We start from the raw sequence: 21,477 nt of genomic DNA on the forward strand, positions 1-21,477 counted from the left end.
TTCACTGCAGTATGCTGACCTGCAATTACTAGCGATTCCTCCTTCACGCAGGCGAGTTGCAGCCTGCGATCTGAACTGAGCTCCGGTTTACGGGATTTGCTTGCATTCGCATGCTTGCTGCCCTCTGTCCGGAGCATTGTAGTACGTGTGTAGCCCAAGGCGTAAGGGGCATGCTGACTTGACGTCATCCCCACCTTCCTCCGGTTTGTCACCGGCAGTCTCTCTAGAGTGCCCAACTTAATGCTGGCAACTAAAAACGAGGGTTGCGCTCGTTGCGGGACTTAACCCAACATCTCACGACACGAGCTGACGACAGCCATGCACCACCTGTGTTCGCGCTCCCGAAGGCACTCTTCCCTTTCAAGAAGATTCGCGACATGTCAAGCCTTGGTAAGGTTCTTCGCGTTGCATCGAATTAAACCACATACTCCACCGCTTGTGCGGGCCCCCGTCAATTCCTTTGAGTTTCACCGTTGCCGGCGTACTCCCCAGGCGGGATACTTAACGCGTTAGCTACGGCACGGCTCGGGTCGATACAAGCCACGCCTAGTATCCATCGTTTACGGCTAGGACTACTGGGGTATCTAATCCCATTCGCTCCCCTAGCTTTCGTCCCTCAGTGTCAGTTACGGCCTAGCAGAGCGCCTTCGCCACCGGTGTTCTTCCTGATCTCTACGCATTTCACCGCTACACCAGGAATTCCCTCTGCCCCGAACGTACTCTAGCTATGTAGTTTCCACTGCTCTTATCTAGTTGAGCTAGACTCTTTAACAGCAGACTTACATTGCCACCTGCGGACGCTTTACGCCCAATCATTCCGGATAACGCTTGCATCCTCCGTATTACCGCGGCTGCTGGCACGGAGTTAGCCGATGCTTATTCCTCAGGTACCGTCATTGTGTTCTTCCCTGAGAAAAGAGGTTTACGACCCAAGAGCCTTCCTCCCTCACGCGGTATTGCTCCGTCAGGCTTTCGCCCATTGCGGAAAATTCCCCACTGCTGCCTCCCGTAGGAGTCTGGGCCGTGTCTCAGTCCCAGTGTGGCTGATCGTCCTCTCAGACCAGCTACTGATCGTCGCCTTGGGAGTCCATTACACTTCCAACTAGCTAATCAGACGCGAGCTCATCTCTAGGCAGTTAACCTTTCACCTCTCGGCACATCCGGTATTAGCCACCGTTTCCAGTGGTTGTCCCAGACCTAGAGCCAGATTCTCACGCGTTACTCACCCGTCCGCCACTGTGTCCGAAGACACCGTTCGACTTGCATGTGTTAAGCATACCGCCAGCGTTCATCCTGAGCCAGGATCAAACTCTCCGTTTTGAAGTGTTTGCTTTATTAGCTCAATACTCAGCTGCTCTTTTTTAACTTCAGCTTAGTTATTTTTATTTGCTTGACGCAATACACTTGCTGTATAATCGCTTTCAAACTATAATATTTTCAAGGTTCGGTATCCCTTGTCGCGGTCGCTTTTAAGCTCTCCGCTTCAGGCACTTATTCAATATAGCGAACACACCCCCTTGTGTCAACTATTTTCTCCAAAATTCTTTTGGACTGTTTCTTTGTCCCCTCAAACTCCCCACATCCACGCCTTCTAGGCAACAATGGTTTATGCACTGTGCCAACTAAGGATGGGGGAACCGTGAATTTTCAATCCGTAATAACTTTGTTGCATCACTTCTGGGGTCAGCGCGGTTGTCTCATTGCCCAGCCCTACGATATTGAGAAGGGGGCTGGTACTAAGAATCCGCAGACATTTTTAAGAGCGTTGGGGCCGGAACCGTGGGCTGTTGCCTATGTTGAACCATGTCGTCGCCCAACGGATGGACGGTACGGAGAAAACCCTAACCGTTTCCAACATTATTATCAGTACCAAGTTTTGATTAAGCCCTCGCCAGATAATATCCAGGAGATTTATCTTGATTCATTAAGGGTTTTAGGTATTCGTCCTGAAGACCACGATATTCGGTTTGTAGAGGATAATTGGGAAGATGCAACGGTGGGAGCTTGGGGTACTGGATGGGAAGTATGGTTAGATGGGATGGAAATTACTCAATTTACCTACTTTCAACAGTGTGGGGGAATTGATTGCCGTCCTGTGTCGATTGAGATTACTTATGGTTTAGAGCGGCTGACAATGTATCTCCAGCAAGTGGAGGCAATTACTAAAATTCATTGGACGGACAATATTACTTATGGTGATGTTTTTCTGCAAAATGAGATTGAGCAGAGTACATATAATTTTGAAGCGTCTAATCCTGAATTGCTGCTGACACTGTTTAGTTTGTATGAGCAGGAAGCTACTCAGTTAACGGAGAAAGGTTTGGTGTTACCCAGTTTGGATTATGTAATGAAGTGTTCGCACACGTTTAATCTGCTGGATGCTAGAGGTGTAATTTCGGTGACGGAGAGAACTCGTTATATTGCCAGGATTCGGCATTTGGCTAGGAAGGTTGCTCATTTATATGTAGAGCAAAGGGAGAAATTGGGTTTTCCGTTGCTCAAAGATTTAAAACCAGTCATACCTGTTGGGCAAGTAGAAGTCGCGGCTACACAGACGAAATCTGCCTCCGCAGGTTAGCAAACCTTTGATTTTGCATTCTAATAAGCTAGGCATATCATTAATCATGTAGCTATTGCTAAAGGTCAGAAATACCGTTAAATCTTGAATCTGGAAGATTAAGGCTACAAGATAAGGCCCGCACAGGCGGGCTTTGTTTGTATAAACTTGATGGACTATACTTCACCACAGGCATCAAAATCTTTCAAAGATGCCTATTAAAGAGATAAAAAGCTTACGCAGAGGTACTCCAGCCGCAGATAATAAGAGTTTGGAATATTTGATTTTTGAATTTCATTGCCAAATTCAGCAACGCCAATTTTCCTCTATTGCTACTCTAGCTATTTTAAGTCAGCTGCGAATTCTGGGTGTCAGGTGCTTTTACAAAAAATCTTATGATTCAAACCAGTGGTGTAATTATTTGTCTTGGCTACATTTTTGGGTTGCTGTTTACAGCAGTTCCTTGGGGTGGTGTGTGGATTTTGGTTCTGGGGATAGTGGGAGCAATTCTTTTTAAAAGACGCACCAGTTCACAACAAGTTGCCCAAAAAGCAGAAAAGGCTGGAAGTAAAAATAAGGCAGTGCCTAATACCTGGCAAACTAATCCCCATCCTCGAATATGGATAGCTGCTGGCTTAGTAGGATTATTGGCAACTCTATATTTTCAATGGCGAGTGCCGCAACCAGGTGCAAAAGATATTAGTCAGTTTGTTCCACCTGGAAATAGCAGTAATCAAGAACAACTGGTGATTGTTCGTGGGGAAGTGGCGAGTAATCCTCGCTTAACTCGCAGTCAGCGAGGACAATTTTGGCTGGAAGCAACTCAGATAGATGAGGTCAAAAATGAAAAAGGTTCAGCAGGTGTCCCAAAAGGAGTAACGGGCAAATTGTATGTGACAGTACCTATACTTCAGGCCACTGGGTTATACCCTAGTCAACAAATTGCTGTGACTGGGATTTTGTACAAACCAAAAGCGGCTTCCAATCCTGGTGGTTTCGATTTTCAAAAGTTTCTGAAGCAGGAAGGAACATTTGCTGGTTTGATTGGGCGACAAATAAATGTTTTGGATCAGGAACGTAAATGGGGATGGTGGCAGATTCGGGAGCGAATTGTGCGATCGCAAGTTCGGTGGTTGGGTATTCCTGAAGGGCCTCTTGTGAGTGCAATGGTGTTGGGAAGCAAAGCTGTTGATTTACCCTACGATATCCGCGATTTGTTTGTACAAGCAGGATTAGCTCATGCTTTGGCAGCTTCTGGATTCCAAACTTCTTTGATATTGAGCGTGATCTTACAGTTAACCAGACGGGCAAAAAAAGCAACGCAATTTACCCTTGGCTTTTTAGCTTTAATTATTTTTCTAAGTTTAACAGGTTTTCAACCTGCGGTTCTCAGAGCCGTAATTATGGGTTTTGCGGCATTAGTGGGTTTGCTATTAAAAAGGAAGGTAAAACAGTTCGGATCATTGCTATTAGCAGCAACTTTGTTATTGGTGTTTAATCCTCTATGGATTTGGGATTTAGGTTTTCAATTGAGTTTTTTAGCAACGCTGGGCTTAATCGTAACAGTACCAGCATTAGTCGATCGCCTAGCATGGCTACCACCTGCGATCGCTTCTTTAATTGCCGTTCCCCTTGCTGCGACTCTTTGGACTTTACCTGTACAACTTTCTGTATTTGGGGTTGTACCATCTTATAGTTTGTTGCTGAATGTGGTTAGTACTCCATTAATTTCGATCATTAGTATAGGTGGAATCATTAGTGCTTTAGTAGGTTTAATTTGGACTCAGGCAGGAAGCTTCATTGCATCGGTGTTACATTACCCGACAGACGGGCTAATTAAATTAGTGGAGTTTTTTAGCAAGCTGCCAGGAAATTCTGTTGCTGTAGGTAGTATATCCACTTGGCAGCTTTTGACGATTTATTTACTGATTATACTGGTTTGGCTAGTTCCTTGGTGGCAGCGACGGTGGTGGGTTGCTAATGTGATTGCCATTGGTTTAGTATTCATCCCGCTTTGGCATTCTACAAATACATTGTTTAGGATAACGGTATTAGAATCTGGTACGGAACCAATTGTAGTTGTTCAAGATAGAGGAACTGTAACTGTAATTAATAGTGGTGATGAAGGGACTGGACGTTTCACAATCCTACCGTTTTTACAACAGCAGGGTATAAACCAAATCAATTGGGCGATCGCAACTGATTTTCAAGGCAATGAAAGTAATGCTTGGTTGGAATTATTGCAACGTTTACCAATCAAAAGTTTTTATGAATATTCCCCCAATCCAGAAAATTCTATTGCCACTCAGGCAATTCAACAAGAATTACAAAAGCATCAGGGATTTTATCAACCAATGGCAGTTGGTCAAGCTGTCAAAACGGGTTCAATAGTGGCGCAGTTAATCAACGCTCAATTACCCATCTTACAATTGCAAATTTTAGATCAGAATTGGTTATTAGTCGGTAATGTCAAGTCTAAAGAGGTACAGCAATTAGTTAAAAATGGGAGCTTGCCTCGTCCACAAGTCCTGTGGTGTTCCGCTCAGTCATTAAAGGATTTAGTTATTGCTCTTCAACCACAAGTGGCGATCGCTTCTTCTGTTAACTTTGATCCAAAGGTTTTATCGGAACTAAATCAAAGTCAAACTAAACTATTTTTTACGGGACGTGATGGGGCTATTCAATGGACACCTGATGGTCAGTTTGAGGCGTTTATTGAAGCAGCAGAAAACAAATCTTCTATCTTATAAAAAACTCACAATTCAGGAATTTTAAAAGCACGATAAGCAAGTTGATACAATAAAATCAAACTATGTAAAGAAAAATGAAATAGGCTAAAACCCTTATACCTATTGATTTTTGCCTATTACCTTATCCCAATGATAATTATTTACGCATACTTACTCATTTCTTCTTAGGCAAGATTAGCTAAAGATGAGTTTTATAGGTTACAGCCTAGTTAGTACTTAATGAAGTTTCACATTCGCCTACATTATGCCAGTCTGGTCTTTGACTGACACCCAATACTTATTGGATTTTGGGTAAAAGGGAGAAAGAAAAAACCTTTAACCTTTCCCTGAACTCACTTCCGATTTAAAAATGCAAAACCCCAAGCAGTATTGGACTAGCACTAACTACTTTCAATTAAAACACAGTATTTTTTAATGAAATCATGGACTAGACTTAATTATTTATAAAACCAAATCATCTTAATTATTTTAAATCTGACAGTAGTGGAAATACTTATTTTATTTTTACTTATTTAAATATTTCTTTTACATTGTGCTTATAATTCTTGCTCTAAAAATAGTTAAACTTCATACTTGAGAATAAACCATACTTTTTTACTATTGCTTAGAAAAACATCTATCTTACTTTACGATCACTTGAAATAGATGTCATTACTTATACCATTGTAGTAGCATCTTAAATGATTGATATTAGAGAAGTAATTTAAAAATATAGCTTGTCTGTCTACTATATGAATAAAAAATGGGCTGCTAAACGACTTACCATCAATCTCACATCAAGCGAGGCACAGAAGCTTGAACAATACTGTTCAATAACAGGCAGACCAGCAACTGATGTGATTCGGGAGTTAATTCGCTCTCTTGCTACTCAGGAGGAAAAAGGCTTGCAAACTTAGTAAATCATCCTAAACAAAAAACAAAATTATGATAATCACATCTAATTAGGGAGTGAAATAAGTATTTCAGGGTTATTAGTTATTTCCCTGAAAACATACGCTATAGGTAGCAACTGAACACTTAGCTATGCCCAATATGGACGGTTTTGAGATAATAGTTCACCTATAAGTGAATCCATAAATCGGCTTTGCTCTCAGTATCAGTGCTAGCATTTTCTAGGAAAATCATTAGGGGAGTTTAGAGGCAGGGGCAACAGTATTCCTGCCCAAGCTTCTCTAGAGTTAAAAATTACTCAATCAAGGTAAGTAAGTGAGCGTAAATAATCGTCGTTAGGATAATAAAATTGTTCTCGCTTTTAAATTCGCTTCTTCTCAGAGTTTTTTAAATTTTGAATTTTGAAGCTTTCAACCTACATTCCGCAGGTAAGAGAGGAGATCAATGATATTTTTGATGAATGACACCATCAGTATCAGAAATAAGAGTACAAGATATTGACCACTGTGGGATAGTGGCAGGGATTATTGATCAAATGTGTTTGGTAGAGCAAATCAACCAAATACTGGGAACACATCACCAAGAAATAGTCAGTTCAGGTCAAGCAGTCAAAGCAATGATTCTCAATGGCTTGGGTTTAGTAAGTGCGCCACTATACCTATTTGAGAAGTTCTTTGTAGGCAAAGCCACAGAGCATTTACTAGGGGAAGGTATAAGTCCAGAACACTTGAATGATGACCGCTTGGGCAGAGTCTTGGACAAACTGTATGAAGCGGGATTAACACAAGTATTTGTGACAGTAGCACTGGCAGCAGCCAAGAAGTTTGGGGTGGAAAAGGACAGTTTACACTTGGATTCAAGTTCGTTTCATGTGCATGGAGAATATACCAACAACTCAACAGAAGGTTCAGGCAAGCCAAGAGAGATAACAATCACAAAAGGATACTCAAGAGATCATCGACCAGACCTGAAACAGTTTATTGTAGACCTGATGTGCAGTGGAGACGGGGATATTCCTCTATATCTAAATCTAAGAGTGGCAGATGGGAATGAAGCCGACTCAGCCGTGTTTGCTCAAATCTTGAAAGAATTTCGTCACCAATGGGAAATAGATGCTTTGTTTGTAGCGGATGCAGCACTCTACACCGAAGGCAATCTTAAACAAATGGATTCTTTGCGATGGCTATCACGAGTTCCAGCCACACTGACTACTGCCCAATTACTCTTGGAGAAAATGAGTCAGGAAGCTTTTGTGGATAGCATAGTCACAGGCTACCGAATAGCAGAGTGTTGCTGCGATTATGGTGGAGTCAAACAGCGTTGGCTAGTGGTGGAAAGTGAAGCTCGTGCCGCAGCAGATTTAAAGCAACTGGAAAAACGTCTGACTAAGCACCTCCAACAAGCACAATCTCAACTGCGACAGTTGTCACAACAAGAATTTGCTTGTGCCGCAGACGCGATACAGGCTTCAGGGCGTTTTGAGGCTCAGCAACGCTTTCATGAACTTGCTGAACTAGAAATTATCGAACACAAACGCCATGCCAAATCAGGCAGACCACGTAAAGATGCTCAACCACAACAGTGTTACTATCAAATTCGTGCGACTGTTGTACCTAACGAGCTAGCAATTGCCACTGAAAAACAACGAGCCGGGCGTTTTATTTTGGCTACCAATGTTCTTGATGCTCAACAATTGAGCAATGATGACTTACTCAAGCAGTACAAAGCCCAGCAATCTACTGAGCGTGGTTTTCGTTTTCTCAAAGACCCTTTATTTTTTACCAGCAGTGTTTTTCTCAACTCGAAAGAACGTGTTGCTGCTTTAGCAATGGTCATGGGTCTATGCTTGTTAGTTTACACTTTGGGACAACGGGCGTTACGCCAAGCTCTAGCTCAAGCAAAACAAACCATCAACAATCAATTGGGTAAACCAACTGCCTCTCCTACGATGCGGTGGGTGTTTCAATGTTTCATGTCGATTCATCTGGTAACGATCGCTGGCTTTCAACACATTACCAATCTTACTGACGAACGACGATGGATTCTCCAATTTCTTGGTGCGCCTTGCCGAAAATATTATCTTCTCACCTGATATACCTGCGGAATGTGGGTTTCAACTTTCAAACGTTTGAGTAAGACGTTCGGTGATGGCTCAGTAGAGCCGCGATTATGCCGTTCGGGTAGAAGTCTGTAGGAAATTCCAAAATTTAAAATGCCGCTTTTCAAGATAGACACTTAAAAGTCTGGTTGACTAATAAGGGAATATCAAAAATAAATTTTTTAGCCAGGTATATTAAGGTTAGCGTAGCGATCGCTAGCCCGGAAGTAACGATAACAAGTTTTTGTCAATTGGGGGACACATCTTTATTTACATTGCCCATCCCATAATCAGTAATGGTTTTACCAAAACTTACTCTTTCGATTCACATCCAGGAGTACAGCGATCGCCCTTTCAACAGCTAAAAATTTAATCAGAGAGTGCGTTCTTGTCGCTTATCGTAGGTATCGCTTGTTTTCAATTGCGACGGAAATTTCTCTTACGTTGTTTGTGTCTTGCAACTTCTTTGCGCTTGTGTTTTTCCAAAGGGGTTTCAAAGTGACGATTTTTTCTCATGTCTGGGAAAATACCTGCTTTGGAAACTTCTCTCTTAAATCGACGCAAGGCCGATTCAATTCCTTCATTTTCGCCCACAAATACTTGGGTCATTTTCATCTCCTACTTAATTGGTACTGGGCAATTTCAAAGCATCCAGTAGATCGGAGCGCAAAAAGGGCAGATAATGATTCTGCCCTTAAGACGTTAAAACTTAATTTTTGATTTTAAACCTTAGTAGCGTCCTCGGTTGTATCCGCCACCGCCGCCGCCGCGACGATCGCCACCACCACCAAAGGAACCACTTCTGTCTTCCTTGGGTTTAGCCTTGTTGACTTTAAGGTCGCGTCCCATCCACTCAGCACCATCAAGAGCTTCAATGGCAGCTGTTTCTTCAGCTTCTGTGCCCATCTCTACGAAAGCAAAGCCACGTGGGCGGCCTGTTTCACGGTCAGTAGGCAACTGAACGCGTTTTACAGAACCATGTTCAGCAAAAACAGATGTAAGGTCTTCTTGTGTGACCTCGTAGGATAGATTACCTACATAAATTGACATGCGTTATCTCCAAAATCATAGGTGTGTAGAGATTTAGATTTCGGAGACAAGCTTGTTAAGACCAAAAGGGAAAAGCCTGTCAATACTAAAAACAAACGCTGTAACCGAATTTTATTCTCACCTAACTACCTTAGCACATCCTTGAGTTCTTACCCATCCTAAAAAAGGAAGCACTAAGAGTCAGCGATCGCAGTTCACCCTCTCAAACATCCTTTAGGTAATGAATTTATAGGCAACTTTAACATTGAGTAGCAAAAATTGCCCAAATAATTGCAAAATAAATGCAGTTCGTCATTGTAACTACCTGGAAATGCCGAGTACACTTGCTGACGCACAGAATTTACTTTCTGATCTGATCGCCCGCTACTGTGAGCGTGTAGATTACCTGATGATTCGCCTTGAAGAAGCAGAAGGGACTGATATCTTGTTGCGTGGCGACAAGGTAGAAACCCTCAGTGAAGGTATCTCCATTGGTGGACATATTCGCGCTTGTTATAAGGGTGGGTGGGGATTAAGCTGCTTTAACCAACTGGGGACAATTCAGGATCGGATAGAAGAAGCGATCGCTGCGGCGCGAATGGTTGGTGATGAAGAAACTTTACTTGCACCCATTGACCCGGTGCAAGCAGTATGCGTTCTACCCCTAAAAGGCACTGATCCCCGAAAAATCCCACTTTCCAAGAAAAAACAATTGTGCGATCGCTATACTGAATTGCTCAAAAGTATTGATGACCGCATTACCACTACCTCAGTGCGTTATGGTGACAGCGCTCAAAGAGTGATCATTGCTACCTCAGAAGGAACTTTGATCGAGCAATCTTGGGTGGATATGGAAATGCGCTTTGCCGCGACTGCCAGAAATGGCGAAACCGTACAAACTGGACGGGAAACTACTGGTTCTCGCAAAGCTTACGAAGATTTAACTGATTTGGATGAACAAGTAAAGGGTGCGGCTCAAAGAGCGATCGCGGCTTTATCTTTACCACCTGTCAAAGGCAATACTTATACCGTAGTCATTGACCCAATTCTCACGGGTTTGTTTGTCCATGAAGCTTTTGGACATCTTTCTGAGGCTGATATGGCTTACGAAAATCCTGATTTGTTAGAAGTTATGACCATTGGACGGCGGTTTGGCCCAGAAGAACTCCAAATTTTTGATGGTGCAGCCCCAGAGGGACATCGTGGTAGCTATTTTTACGATGATGAAGGTACACCTGCTACAACTACTCAACTAATTAAAGATGGAGTTTTAGTTGGACGTTTACATTCTCGTGAAACTGCTGGCAAATTGGAGGAAGCGCCTACTGGTAATGCCAGATGTCTTAATTATCACTTTACTCCCATTGTGCGGATGACAAATACCTGGATTGAACGGGGTAAAACACCAGTTAAAGACTTATTCACTGATATCAAAGAAGGAGTTTATGCCCGTAATTGGTTGGGTGGAATGACGAATGGTGAGATGTTTACCTTTAGCGCCGGAGAAGCTTGGATGATTAGGAACGGCAAAATTGCTGAACCTGTACGGGATGTAACGCTTTCGGGAAATGTATTCCAAACTTTAGCGGATATTGAGGCAATTGGTGATGATTTTTATTGGGATGAATCCGGCGGTTGTGGCAAGGGAGGACAAAACGGGTTATCAGTGGGTTGTGGTGGTCCTAGTCTCCGAATTCAAGATGTAGTAGTTGGTGGTGAAGTCTGAACTACCCACTGCTATAACTGGTACTCTGAGTAAACTTAGGTTTTTAGTAGTCTGTCAAGCTTAAATTGATAAGCTACTAGTCTCACTAAAGAATGCCTCAGTTTAAATCCATTTGCTAGCCAGAAAGCGACGTTACGCATATAGGTTTTGATATGTTCTAAAGCTCAGGGCTCTTTTTTCATGCCATATCCCGGTGGTTCATCCACAAATGAGTATAGCGATCGCCTTAAACTAATGCTTAAATTTTTTCATCTCTCAACATCCCTCCCAAGTATGAAAATAACTCATAACTCTAGGTAGTAGCGCTAGTAATAGAGGATAACTAATATATATAAAGCTGATTTCATATTTACTCTAGTTTTATCTACCACACCCATTCTCCGTTGCGCGTACTGGAGACATAGTGCTTTGTTTGAGTCATTTTTATAGCCTTAATTAAGCGTTCCTTAGCACAGCGACAGATATGAAAGCAGATCAATTCCTGAAAAACTATGCCGCAGGTGTCAGAGACTTTACTGGTGTCAACTTAAGCGAGGCAAACTTAAGGGAAGCCAATCTCAGTGATGTAATTTTAGATAGAGCTATTTTAGATGGAGCTAATTTGAGTCATGCTAATTTAGCCCAGTCCAGTTTGATTGAAGCAGACTTAAATGGAGCTGATTTGACTAATGCTAACCTCAGTGGTAGCAACTTAAGCGGGGCTATTTTAGATGGAGCTATCTTGGATGGAGCAGCAATGGAAGGAGCTAATTTGAGTCAAGCTGATTTGACGGTTGCTAAGTTGATTGAAACTAACTTGAGTGAGGCGGATTTGCAGGAAGCAAGCTTGATAGCGGCGAATTTAGATGGAGCCGATTTGAGTGGTGCAGACTTAACTGTAGCCGACTTATCCCAGGCAAATCTCACCCAAGCAGATTTGAACCAGACAAATTTGAGCGGAGCAAATTTGGATGGAGCCAATATAGAAGGAACCATTCTAGATAAGAATGCTTAAATCTAATTTCTTTAACATGGCTTATGATTTGAAAAATAACTAGCAGAGTAAACAATGGGCTTAAGCCCATTGTCTAAAAGCAATCAAATCTCCGCTAAAGTTTACTGAGTCAGTTTATTGCTATTGTCTTGACTGGTGTAGCATCACTTATTTTTTATGAGAAATTCTCCAATGAGAATTAACAAATTTGTATGTGCGTAGGCATTGCACATTTAAGATAAATTAAATCCAGCTTCAGGCTGGATAATAATAGCTAGAGACAGTTTTGAGATTGAATGTTTTCTTGATTTTTAACTTACCAAATCAACTAAGGCGTTCGATTGGAAGCGGACTATAGATGAAACTGAGCAACCGCGATAATTTTCAGAGGTGAATACTGATAGTGTGATATTAGCTTGACCCGGATCTAATATGCGTTTTACCTTACAGGTTTGCATTTTGTTGTTGCAGTAAGCAATAATGCGATCGCCAGCCTTGACATCCAACGCTTGAATTTTCACTTAATATCAACCTCGCCCAAGATTTTGTTTAGCTAAAATAAAATATATTGTTACATTTTACCTGCTCAACAATTTAAATATTTATTTAAGTATAACACAAAAACTAAGGGTTTTAAATGTTATCAATTTAATCTTGATAATGTCAAGTTTATTTATCCTCAAAACTCTATTAAATGCTGGATTTTCAGAAAACAAGGATAAATACCGACCTTCTTGCAGCATCTGGTACAGCACGGCATAAGCAGGACTTACGCATTGAAAACCTGAAACCTTGTTCGCGTAGCGTGTGCTTCGCGCCTTTCCCTCAAAAAGCTTGGTTTTTTATTATTTTGTTCTCATATTCTGTATGGGAACGAGCAAAATCTCAGTTAGTAAGACTTGGGTTGAAAATTCAGATGGTGGTAAATCTCCACTCTGCTCTAAATTTTTGTTTTGCGAGTAAGATTTTTTCTTTCTATGTTTTTGTTACAATTATTGAAATTTTTACCTAAAAATACCACTATGGCTTTATATGCTGAATTACATAGACATCTGGGCGGTTCTGTCGTACCACGAGTTCTATGGCGATATTTCGAGCGACATTCTTCAGAGTTGATTTCCCGTTTTGCTGACTATTCAGAATTTGAAGATTTTTACACCCGTCCACGCAACACCCTGGATGAGTATCTAGAATTACACACTTTGGTAGAAAGTGTGCAAACAGTTGATACTTTGCCTTACTTTATCTATCGCTTAGTACGGGGTGCCTACATTTTTGAAAATTTGGCTTATCTGGAACTGCGCTACACTCCCTATTTGCGGACACCTGAACATCTGAATCAATCACACAGAATTGACAAGATGGCAGAAATTGTGAAAGTAGTAGGACTTGCAAGCCACCAGCCAGAACATCCGATTGTTACTAGCCAAATTCTCTGTATGCACACCCGCCTACCTTATGAGGTGAACAAGGCAATTGTTGATTTAGCGGCACAAAATAAGCAGTATGTCTGTGCAGTCGATGTCGCAGGGGGTGATAGCTATTATGCCGATCGCTTAGAAGAATGGATTAGCTTATATGATTATGCGCGATCGCTAGGCGTTAAAACCACAGGACATCTATATGAAACCACCGCTGGTTGTTACCCCGAACTGTTACCCTATCTTATGCGAATCGGTCACGGTATTCAAATCCCCCTACTGTATCCAGAGTTACTTAATGATGTAGCTAGACGCGGACAGTGTTTAGAGGTTTGCCCCACAACTTACATAAAAACTGGTACTTTGCAGGATATACGTCAACTCAAATTAGTTTTTGACCGTTGTTTTGATGCTGGGGTAGATATTGCTATCTGTACTGATAATGCTGGTTTGCACAATGTGCGTCTACCGTTTGAGTATGAAAATCTCTTAACTTACGACATCATTAGTTTTGAGCAACTCCAAGCTTGCCAGGATGCTGCTTTCCGTCATGCTTTCGCTTGGCCTTACAGTGAACGTCCTGCATCCTTGTTGAACGGTTTGCTCAAACCCGAACCACCTAAAGTTTTGGCAACAAGAGATAGTAATTAACGACCACCTAAAGATAAGCAAAAAGTAAGGTGATTCAATGTTAATTAATGTTGCCATCACTGGTTTTTATTATGATGCTGTAGAGAAAGCTGTAATGCACAATAGATATCTTGCAAAAACAATGTTTTAGAAATTAAACCAGAGATGTTCACAGATAATTCATCGGTGTTTATTTGTGGTTAATTTTTCGCTAATTCTGATTTTTGCTAGAAGTCTAATGTGCAGTACAAAAAACCAGCAATGATGAAATAAATAGACTTAGATGATTAGTATGCCTGGGTTAAGTTTAAGCGCCAACACCTTCTGTAGCACCACCGGCTGAAATCCAAGCTGAAAGGCCACCTTTGATTTCAGCTACTTCAACAAACCCTTCCCCTCTCAGAATTTGTGCAGCCTGGGTTGTATGCTCATCAGTGTCGCCATAAATATAGATATGGCGTTCTTTATGTAGGGCAGATTTGGCTTTAGATGCCAAATCGTCTAATGGAATGGGTATTGCTCCACTGATCCGACCGTGATTGTAGGTGTGGCGATCGCGCACATCTACAATTGTAAAACCTGGTTGACCCCATTGCAAACGGGTCTTTAAATCATGGACATCAGCAACTAAATTATTACTCATAAGCTTTTCCTGCTTATAACCTCACAAGCAATTTATCAAAAATCGCCTTTTAATTGAGTTTTCAGTGTAATAAGTTAATAATTTGCAACTAGCTAGCTGAAAATAATCTCTCATCTCTCCCTACTTCCCTTACCCCCAGAAGCTATAAACTATAATTTATGGCATCTACTATTCAAGCTCTACCAACAGAAGTCGTATATCTTATTACAGCTGGTGAGGTCATCGACTCCTTAGCTTCTGTGGTGCGGGAATTGGTAGAAAATTCCCTAGACGCAGGTGCAACGCGAATTGTGGTTTCTTTATGGCCCCAGCAATGGCGAATTCGTGTGGCAGATAACGGTTGTGGAATGAACCTAGATGATTTGCAACAAGCAGCTACAGCTCACAGCACCAGTAAAATTCGCTCTAGTGCTGATTTATGGAAAATTAACAGTTTAGGGTTTCGTGGTGAGGCGTTACACAGCTTAACAACTCTGGCAGATTTGGAAATTTTGAGCCGTCCTGTGGGTGGAAAATTAGGATGGCGGATTAGCTATGGCGATGGTGGGGAAGTAGTGCAAGTTGAAGTAACTGCGATCGCACCTGGTACAGTGGTGACAGTTTCCAATCTTTTCGGTAATTGCTCATCACGTCGTCAGGGATTGCCCACAGTCGCACAGCAAATGAAAGCCGTGCAAACTACAATTCACCAAATCGCCCTGTGTCATCCCCACGTCACCTGGCAGATTTGGCAAAATGACCGTCAATGGTTCACCATCTCTCCGGCTGCGACAACTAGGCAACTGTTACCGCAGATTTTACCCCAAGTGCGACAAGGTGATTTGCAAGAAGTCAAACTCGAAATACCCAACCCATTAAACTCAGAACTTCTAACTCCTAACTCCCCACTCCCTACTCCCCACTCAGCACTCACTTTAGTGGTAGGATTACCCGATCGCTGTCATCGTCATCGTCCAGATTGGGTACGTGTAGCCATTAATGGACGGATGGTTAAGACACCAGAACTAGAGCAAACAATATTATCAGCATTTCACAGAACATTGCCACGCGATCGCTATCCAATTTGTTTCTTACATCTTGCCATTTCCCCCGATCAAATTAACTGGAATCGCAATCCAGCAAAAACAGAAATTTACCTCAACGAAATCATCTATTGGCAAGAGCAAATTACCCAAGCAATTAACCAAGCGCTCAGTATCTCTTCTCCCAATCTCAAAGAAGCTGTTCACACAACACGAGTTAGTAAATTACTCAAAGCCACAGAAGCCAAAGGCGGCTACAATTTCAATCCTCAAAATCCTAATGAAAATCCCAAAAATTCTAGTTCCTTAAAAGCTGTCGCTCAAGTTAGCAACACCTATATTGTGGCGGAACATCCAGGTGGTATGTGGTTGGTAGAACAGCACATTGCTCATGAGCGAGTTTTGTATGAGCAATTATGTGATGATTGGCAACTTGTCCCCGCCGAACCGCCAATCATTCTTTATCAATTGTCACCAGCGCAAGTATTGCAACTGCAACGCATCGGTTTAGAAATAGAACCCTTTGGCGAACAACTTTGGGCAGTGCGAAACATCCCCGCACCTTTGCGACTGAGAGACGACTGTGCAGAAGCAATTTTAGAACTTAGTTGGGGAGGCGACTTACAAACAGCCCAAGTAGCTGTCGCCTGTCGCAGTGCCATTCGTAATGGTACACCCATGAATCAACAAGAAATGCAAACACTTTTAGATAATTGGCAACGCACTCGCAACCCTCGCACCTGTCCCCACGGACGGCCTATTTATTTATCTTTAGAAGAATCAGCTTTAGCCCGGTTTTTCCGGCGTAATTGGGTAATTGGTAAAAGTCATGGAATTTGATTGATGTTTTCAGTAAGACTCTTTTACCTAATTTCTGTTGTTGTACATTAACTAAATTATTTGTCCCTGTTAACAGATTAATGTCGCCTTTAACAAATTAATGTCCATTTAACATATTTTATGATCAAATTAGACGTACTTAATTTATACTCTAGTAAAATTATCTGTATTTTAAAGCACAAAATTAGATGCGCTTACCCTGCCTTTTCAACCAATAGTTACAATTTGTAAAAACACAATGAGTAACAAAAAGATATATGAATATGTTCAAGACTAGATTAATCATTTAGATATCTTCATAAAAAATTGCCTTAAGATTCTTAAATCCCAAGGCAAATAAACTCTTTAATACTTTACTTCGCGCCCTTTGCGCCTTCTCTGCGAGACGCTACGCGAACGCGGTTCGTTTCTCTTAAAGTTGTTTCACTTCCGAAACCAACTTCGCCACCATATCCTTAGCGCTACCAAAAAGCATCGTCGTTTTATCCTTGTAGAACAACTCATTATCTACACCGGCAAAACCCGTACTCATTCCGCGCTTAATCACAATCGTCTGCTTGGCCCGATCTACTTCCAAAATCGGCATACCATAAATCGGGCTATTTTTATCACTCCGCGCCGCCGGATTTACTACATCATTTGCCCCAATTATTAAAGCCACATCTGCTTGTTCAAACTGGGGATTAATATCATCCATGTCGTACAACTGGGTATAAGGCACATTTGCCTCTGCCAGCAATACATTCATGTGCCCCGGCATTCTTCCAGCAACAGGGTGAATGGCATACTTGACATCAACGCCCATCCGTTCTAGCTGATCTGACAATTCCCGGACGCTATGTTGGGCTTGGGCAACTGCCATACCATAACCAGGAACAATTACCACAGAACGGGCATAACCCAACATCATTGCCCCTTCTTCAGGATCGATGCTACGGACAGTTTGATCTGTTGCACCACCACTAGCAGCAGCACCACCAGAACTAGAACCTGTACCAAAAGCGCTGAACAGCACACTAAATAAGGAGCGGTTCATCGCCTTACACATAATTTCGGTGAGGATTAAGCCTGATGCTCCTACCAAAGCACCAGCGATGATTAACATATTGTTCATCACCACGAACCCAGCCGCTGCAGCTGCCACACCTGACAAGGAGTTCAACAGCGAGATTACTACTGGCATATCACCGCCACCAATAGGGATGACGAACATCACACCCAGCACCAATGAAACGCCAACCACTCCCAAGAATATGGGTAAGCTATCTGGTGTGATGATTAAATAGGCACTGCCTACTATATAAGCACCCAGAAGCAAGAGGTTAAATGGTTGCTGGAATGGAAATGTAATTGGGGAACCGCTAATTAAACCTTGCAATTTGGCAAAGGCAAGAAAACTACCAGTGAAGGTAACACCACCGATTAACACGTCCAATAGCATGGAAATGTTCACATCTAGGGGTATTGGCTGAGAACTATTCAGTAACCGCCAGAATTCGGCAACGGCTACGAGTGCAGATGCCGCACCGCCCAAACCGTTGAGTAAACCTACCATTTGGGGCATTTCGGTCATTTGGACTTTGTAGGCAACGATCGCACCAATTCCCGATCCAATTGCCAAGCCCAACAATATCATCTCGTAGTTCAACACGTGCTGATCGAGCATTGTCGCCACGATCGCCAGTAGCATTCCTACAGCCGCTACAATATTACCGTTCCTCGCTGTAGCAGGCGATCCCAGCTTTTTCAAGCCCAGAATGAATAACGATGCAGCTACTAAGTACGTCAGCTGAATGCCAGTTGGTAAAAAGTCGCTCACGCCTTAATCTCCTTCTTCTTGAACATTTGCAACATTCTGTCTGTCACTAAAAAACCACCTACAACGTTGACTGTTGCTAATACCACAGCAATCAAGCCAAGAATTACTGATACATTTGTGTCTCTTGCACCAGCAGCAACTATTGCTCCCAGTACCGCAATGCCCGAAATCGCATTTGAGCCTGACATTAAGGGTGTGTGTAGAGTCGGTGGGATTTTGTTGATGACTTCAAAGCCGATAAAAGATGCCAACACAAATACAAACAAAGCAGCAAGTAATGCCTCTGTCATGAAATCAAAACTCCTTTTATAAGTGGGAATTGGGAATGGGGAATTGGGAATTAGTTATTTTCCCTTATCTCCCTCTGCTTGCTCATCTCCCTCATCCCTAATTAACCGCCGGTTGTTGAGTATTCAAAGCTTGTAGCGCATCCCGCACTCGCTGATTGCGAATTTCACCAGCATGGGTAACGCAAGCTGCATCAACGATGTCATCGCTAAAGTCCACTTGCAAAGCTTTGTCTTTAATTAGCAATTGCATCAATGAAGTTACATTCTTGGCATACAATTGGCTGGCATGAATTGGCATCGATGATGGGAGATTGATGGGGCCAATAATTGTTACACCATTCCATACAATATCTTTGCCGGGTTCGGTGCAGGCACAGTTACCACCCTGTTCAGCAGCCAAATCCACAATCACTGAACCGGGTTTCATCTGTGCCACCATTTCTTCTGTAACGAGCCGTGGCGCTTGTCTCCCAGGAACTTGGGCGGTGGTAATCACAACATCAGAATTTTTGACGTGTTCGGCGACAACTTCTTGAGTACGTTGTTTACTAGCCTCAGAAATTTCCTTGGCATAACCGCCAGCAGCGACGGTTTCTTCTTCTAGTTTGACTTCAACGAATTTTGCCCCTAAACTTTGCACTTCTTCTTTGACGGCGGGACGGATATCAAAGGCTTCTACCACTGCTCCCAAACGTCTGGCGGTGGCGATCGCTTGCAACCCCGCTACACCAGCGCCCATAATAAATACTTTCGCTGGTGCGATCGTCCCTGCGGCTGTAGTTAACATCGGGAAATATTTCGGTAATGCAGCTGCCGCAATTAATACTGCTTTGTAACCTGCTAATGAAGCTTGTGAGGACAAAGCATCCATACTTTGCGCCCTGGTAGTACGGGGAATCATTTCCATACTCAAGGCTGTGACTTTGCGATTTGCTAGTTGCTGCGCCACAATAGGATTTCCCAAAGGATTGAGGAAACTTACTAATACAGCCCCTTCCTTTAACAAATCAACTTCTGAGCGTCCATCTTCTCGTTCTTGTGGTGGGCTGACTTTCAGCAGAATATCTGTTTCGCCCCATAATTTGGCAGTATCGCTGATTATTGTAGCTCCTGCGGCTTCGTAGTCAGAATCACTGAAAAATGATCGCTCTCCTGCACCTACTTCTATCCACACTTCCAAACCTTGTTTTACCAATCGAGCAACGGTGTCAGGAATTAATGCCACACGACGTTCACAAACTTCAATTTCTTTAGCAACTGCTATTCTCATGAAATCTCCTGAAGATAAATACCTAATCTCTGCCAAGTAAGTGATTGTCTAGATGAGGGATATCCCGCACTCATAGTAGTTAGGCAGCAAAATCAGCCATGAATTTTACTTGTAGATTGAACCTTGAATCTTTCCTCTCCCACTCCTAGCTCTCCAGGCAAAGCCTGACTTTGCCGCTCGCAGATGTCATATTTTCAGATAGTTGCAAACAGGGTTACGTATTGCACATCCTAAATTGATTCCCAAATTTTGCATCTTTATCTTTAGCTTGTTTTCGGGATTGAGAAATTTTGGTATTCCTTTCTTATAGAGTAATATTGACCGAATTTTGAAAGCTTGATAATTTCCCAATCAAATTTTAATGATTACGACTTTGATTCCAACTCATTTTAATCAATTTAGCCCAACTTAACTGGCGAACGCTGATAGCACGCCTCAATTTTTATAACAAAATTCTCAAATTTAGATACACTTATACATATTTAGAAACACAATCCAATCCTAACAGTGTTTCTATTGAGTTCAAAATTTGACCAACCTAGTCATCAAATCAGCACTCTATAAGGGTAATGAAGTAAATTGTTTGCATGTAAAATTTATTGCTAAGTAATTTTACCACTATCTAAACATCAGAGAGGATGGCACTTTTTGTTGTTACTGAACGTCAATTGTCAGGAAGTGAGTAGTAAACTTTAGTAACGAATACTAACACACGGTTATTTTAGATAACAGATTTATTTTTTGGTAGAGGAAGCTCAAATTATGCGACGTTTACTTTCCGCTTTAGCCGTGACTAGCTGTTTAGTGACTGGATTTCCAGTCCTGACTTGGGCACAAAGTTTACCTGGGTTTACGCTGTTTAGCGGCGTTAAAGCCGAAAATCAACTGCCCTTCCGATTAGATTTTGGTGGACAAGCCAACGGCTGGGATCGATATATACTAAGAATTCCAGCCCAAAGAATGAAATTGGCTGTTGGTCAATTTGCCATTACCTACCCTAATTATTACAAAGGAACTTTTGACCAGAACAAAATTGAAGTCCGAGTCAAAGGCAAAGCAGTTCCGCTTTCTGAGGTTAAGTGGGACAAAGAAGGTAAACTAATTAATATTTATCCCCAAGAGCCTGTACCAGCAGGTACCGCAGTTGAGGTAGTTTTATCTAACGTGAAAAACCCATCCTTTGGCGGAGTTTACTACTTTAACTGTCAAGTGCTTTCCCCTGGTGATGTACCACTATTGCGCTACATGGGAACATGGATTTTGAGCATCAATTAAGAGTGCTGATTGGATATAACCAATGCCCAAATTGCCAATTCGCTAAAAAAGTGATACAGTTAGAGATTGTGAGTTTTTATAAAAATCACCTAAGAGGAGAACAGTATGAAAAGAACACTAGGCGGTACTAGCCGTAAGAGAAAAAGAACCTCTGGTTTTCGCGCCAGAATGCGGACACCAGATGGCAGAAACGTTATCAGAGCTAGGAGAAAGAAGGGTCGTCATCGTTTGAGCGTTTAGGGC

At 42.2% G+C, this 21,477-nt stretch carries 17 protein-coding genes and 1 rRNA gene (1 of these 18 cut by a window edge); 10 read left to right on the top strand and 8 right to left on the bottom strand.

Annotated elements, in window-relative coordinates:
* Positions 1-1,320, bottom strand: a 16S ribosomal RNA gene (locus tag FBB35_RS21015) (it extends 169 nt beyond the left edge of the window).
* A 319-nt stretch (positions 1,321-1,639) separates the two neighbouring features.
* Here FBB35_RS21015 and glyQ point away from each other — a divergent pair.
* From glyQ to FBB35_RS21035, 4 genes are all read left to right on the top strand, one after another.
* The gene (gene glyQ, locus FBB35_RS21020) at positions 1,640-2,578 is read left to right on the top strand and encodes a glycine--tRNA ligase subunit alpha (protein ID WP_174713725.1); all 939 of its coding nucleotides are present in this window, start codon (positions 1,640-1,642) and stop codon (positions 2,576-2,578) included.
* A 374-nt stretch (positions 2,579-2,952) separates the two neighbouring features.
* Positions 2,953-5,307, top strand: a complete 2,355-nt coding sequence (locus FBB35_RS21025) for a ComEC/Rec2 family competence protein (protein ID WP_174711249.1) — start codon at positions 2,953-2,955, stop codon at positions 5,305-5,307.
* Between the two features lie 731 nt (positions 5,308-6,038).
* Complete coding sequence (locus FBB35_RS21030) at positions 6,039-6,203, top strand: CopG family transcriptional regulator (protein WP_114085124.1); 165 nt, start codon at positions 6,039-6,041, stop codon at positions 6,201-6,203.
* Between the two features lie 455 nt (positions 6,204-6,658).
* The gene (locus FBB35_RS21035) at positions 6,659-8,290 is read left to right on the top strand and encodes an IS1634 family transposase (protein WP_174708385.1); all 1,632 of its coding nucleotides are present in this window, start codon (positions 6,659-6,661) and stop codon (positions 8,288-8,290) included.
* A gap of 423 nt (positions 8,291-8,713) precedes the next feature.
* On the opposite strand, the gene rpsU is transcribed toward FBB35_RS21035, so the two are convergent.
* Together rpsU and FBB35_RS21045 are read right to left on the bottom strand one after the other, a co-directional pair.
* The gene (gene rpsU, locus FBB35_RS21040) at positions 8,714-8,905 is read right to left on the bottom strand and encodes a 30S ribosomal protein S21 (protein ID WP_069073774.1); all 192 of its coding nucleotides are present in this window, start codon (positions 8,903-8,905) and stop codon (positions 8,714-8,716) included.
* Between the two features lie 120 nt (positions 8,906-9,025).
* On the bottom strand, positions 9,026-9,346 hold the full coding sequence (locus FBB35_RS21045) for an RNA-binding protein (protein WP_109007425.1): 321 nt from the start codon (positions 9,344-9,346) through the stop codon (positions 9,026-9,028).
* Positions 9,347-9,656: 310 nt separating this feature from the next.
* Here FBB35_RS21045 and FBB35_RS21050 point away from each other — a divergent pair, with 310 nt between their 5' ends.
* Complete coding sequence (locus tag FBB35_RS21050; protein WP_174711250.1) at positions 9,657-11,051, top strand: TldD/PmbA family protein; 1,395 nt, start codon at positions 9,657-9,659, stop codon at positions 11,049-11,051.
* Between the two features lie 463 nt (positions 11,052-11,514).
* The gene (locus FBB35_RS21055) at positions 11,515-12,045 is read left to right on the top strand and encodes a pentapeptide repeat-containing protein (protein ID WP_174711251.1); all 531 of its coding nucleotides are present in this window, start codon (positions 11,515-11,517) and stop codon (positions 12,043-12,045) included.
* A gap of 290 nt (positions 12,046-12,335) precedes the next feature.
* Here the strand turns inward: FBB35_RS21055 and FBB35_RS21060 are convergent, their stop codons facing one another.
* Entirely contained in the window at positions 12,336-12,545 is a 210-nt protein-coding gene (locus FBB35_RS21060) for a hypothetical protein (protein WP_041565457.1), read from the bottom strand.
* Between the two features lie 501 nt (positions 12,546-13,046).
* On the opposite strand from FBB35_RS21060, the gene FBB35_RS21065 reads away from it, so the two are divergent.
* A complete protein-coding gene (locus FBB35_RS21065) occupies positions 13,047-14,096 on the top strand; it encodes an adenosine deaminase (RefSeq protein WP_174711252.1) in 1,050 nt (349 codons plus the stop codon).
* 286 nt (positions 14,097-14,382) lie between these two features.
* Here the strand turns inward: FBB35_RS21065 and FBB35_RS21070 are convergent, their stop codons facing one another.
* The gene (locus FBB35_RS21070) at positions 14,383-14,718 is read right to left on the bottom strand and encodes a rhodanese-like domain-containing protein (RefSeq protein ID WP_174711253.1); all 336 of its coding nucleotides are present in this window, start codon (positions 14,716-14,718) and stop codon (positions 14,383-14,385) included.
* 158 nt (positions 14,719-14,876) lie between these two features.
* Between FBB35_RS21070 and mutL the strand changes: the two genes are divergently transcribed.
* Positions 14,877-16,580 (top strand): DNA mismatch repair endonuclease MutL, encoded by a 1,704-nt coding sequence (mutL, locus tag FBB35_RS21075; RefSeq protein WP_174711254.1) that lies wholly within the window; start codon positions 14,877-14,879, stop codon positions 16,578-16,580.
* A 412-nt stretch (positions 16,581-16,992) separates the two neighbouring features.
* Here mutL and FBB35_RS21080 read toward each other — a convergent pair whose 3' ends face one another.
* The 3 genes from FBB35_RS21080 to FBB35_RS21090 form a co-directional block, all read right to left on the bottom strand.
* Positions 16,993-18,399, bottom strand: a complete 1,407-nt coding sequence (locus tag FBB35_RS21080; RefSeq protein WP_174711255.1) for an NAD(P)(+) transhydrogenase (Re/Si-specific) subunit beta — start codon at positions 18,397-18,399, stop codon at positions 16,993-16,995.
* Positions 18,396-18,689, bottom strand: a complete 294-nt coding sequence (locus tag FBB35_RS21085) for an NAD(P) transhydrogenase subunit alpha (RefSeq protein ID WP_174711256.1) — start codon at positions 18,687-18,689, stop codon at positions 18,396-18,398. The genes FBB35_RS21080 and FBB35_RS21085 overlap by 4 nt, the downstream gene beginning before the upstream one ends.
* Before the next feature lie 97 nt (positions 18,690-18,786).
* Positions 18,787-19,959, bottom strand: coding sequence for a Re/Si-specific NAD(P)(+) transhydrogenase subunit alpha (locus FBB35_RS21090; RefSeq protein WP_174711257.1), 1,173 nt, complete (start codon positions 19,957-19,959; stop codon positions 18,787-18,789).
* A gap of 762 nt (positions 19,960-20,721) precedes the next feature.
* Between FBB35_RS21090 and FBB35_RS21095 the strand changes: the two genes are divergently transcribed.
* Both FBB35_RS21095 and rpmH read left to right on the top strand, forming a co-directional pair.
* On the top strand, positions 20,722-21,234 hold the full coding sequence (locus tag FBB35_RS21095) for a DUF2808 domain-containing protein (protein WP_174711258.1): 513 nt from the start codon (positions 20,722-20,724) through the stop codon (positions 21,232-21,234).
* Positions 21,235-21,339: 105 nt separating this feature from the next.
* Positions 21,340-21,474, top strand: a complete 135-nt coding sequence (rpmH, locus tag FBB35_RS21100; protein WP_012408291.1) for a 50S ribosomal protein L34 — start codon at positions 21,340-21,342, stop codon at positions 21,472-21,474.
* Positions 21,475-21,477: the final 3 nt, after the last annotated feature.

Source organism: Nostoc sp. TCL240-02 (genome assembly GCF_013343235.1).
Lineage (GTDB): Bacteria > Cyanobacteriota > Cyanobacteriia > Cyanobacteriales > Nostocaceae > Nostoc.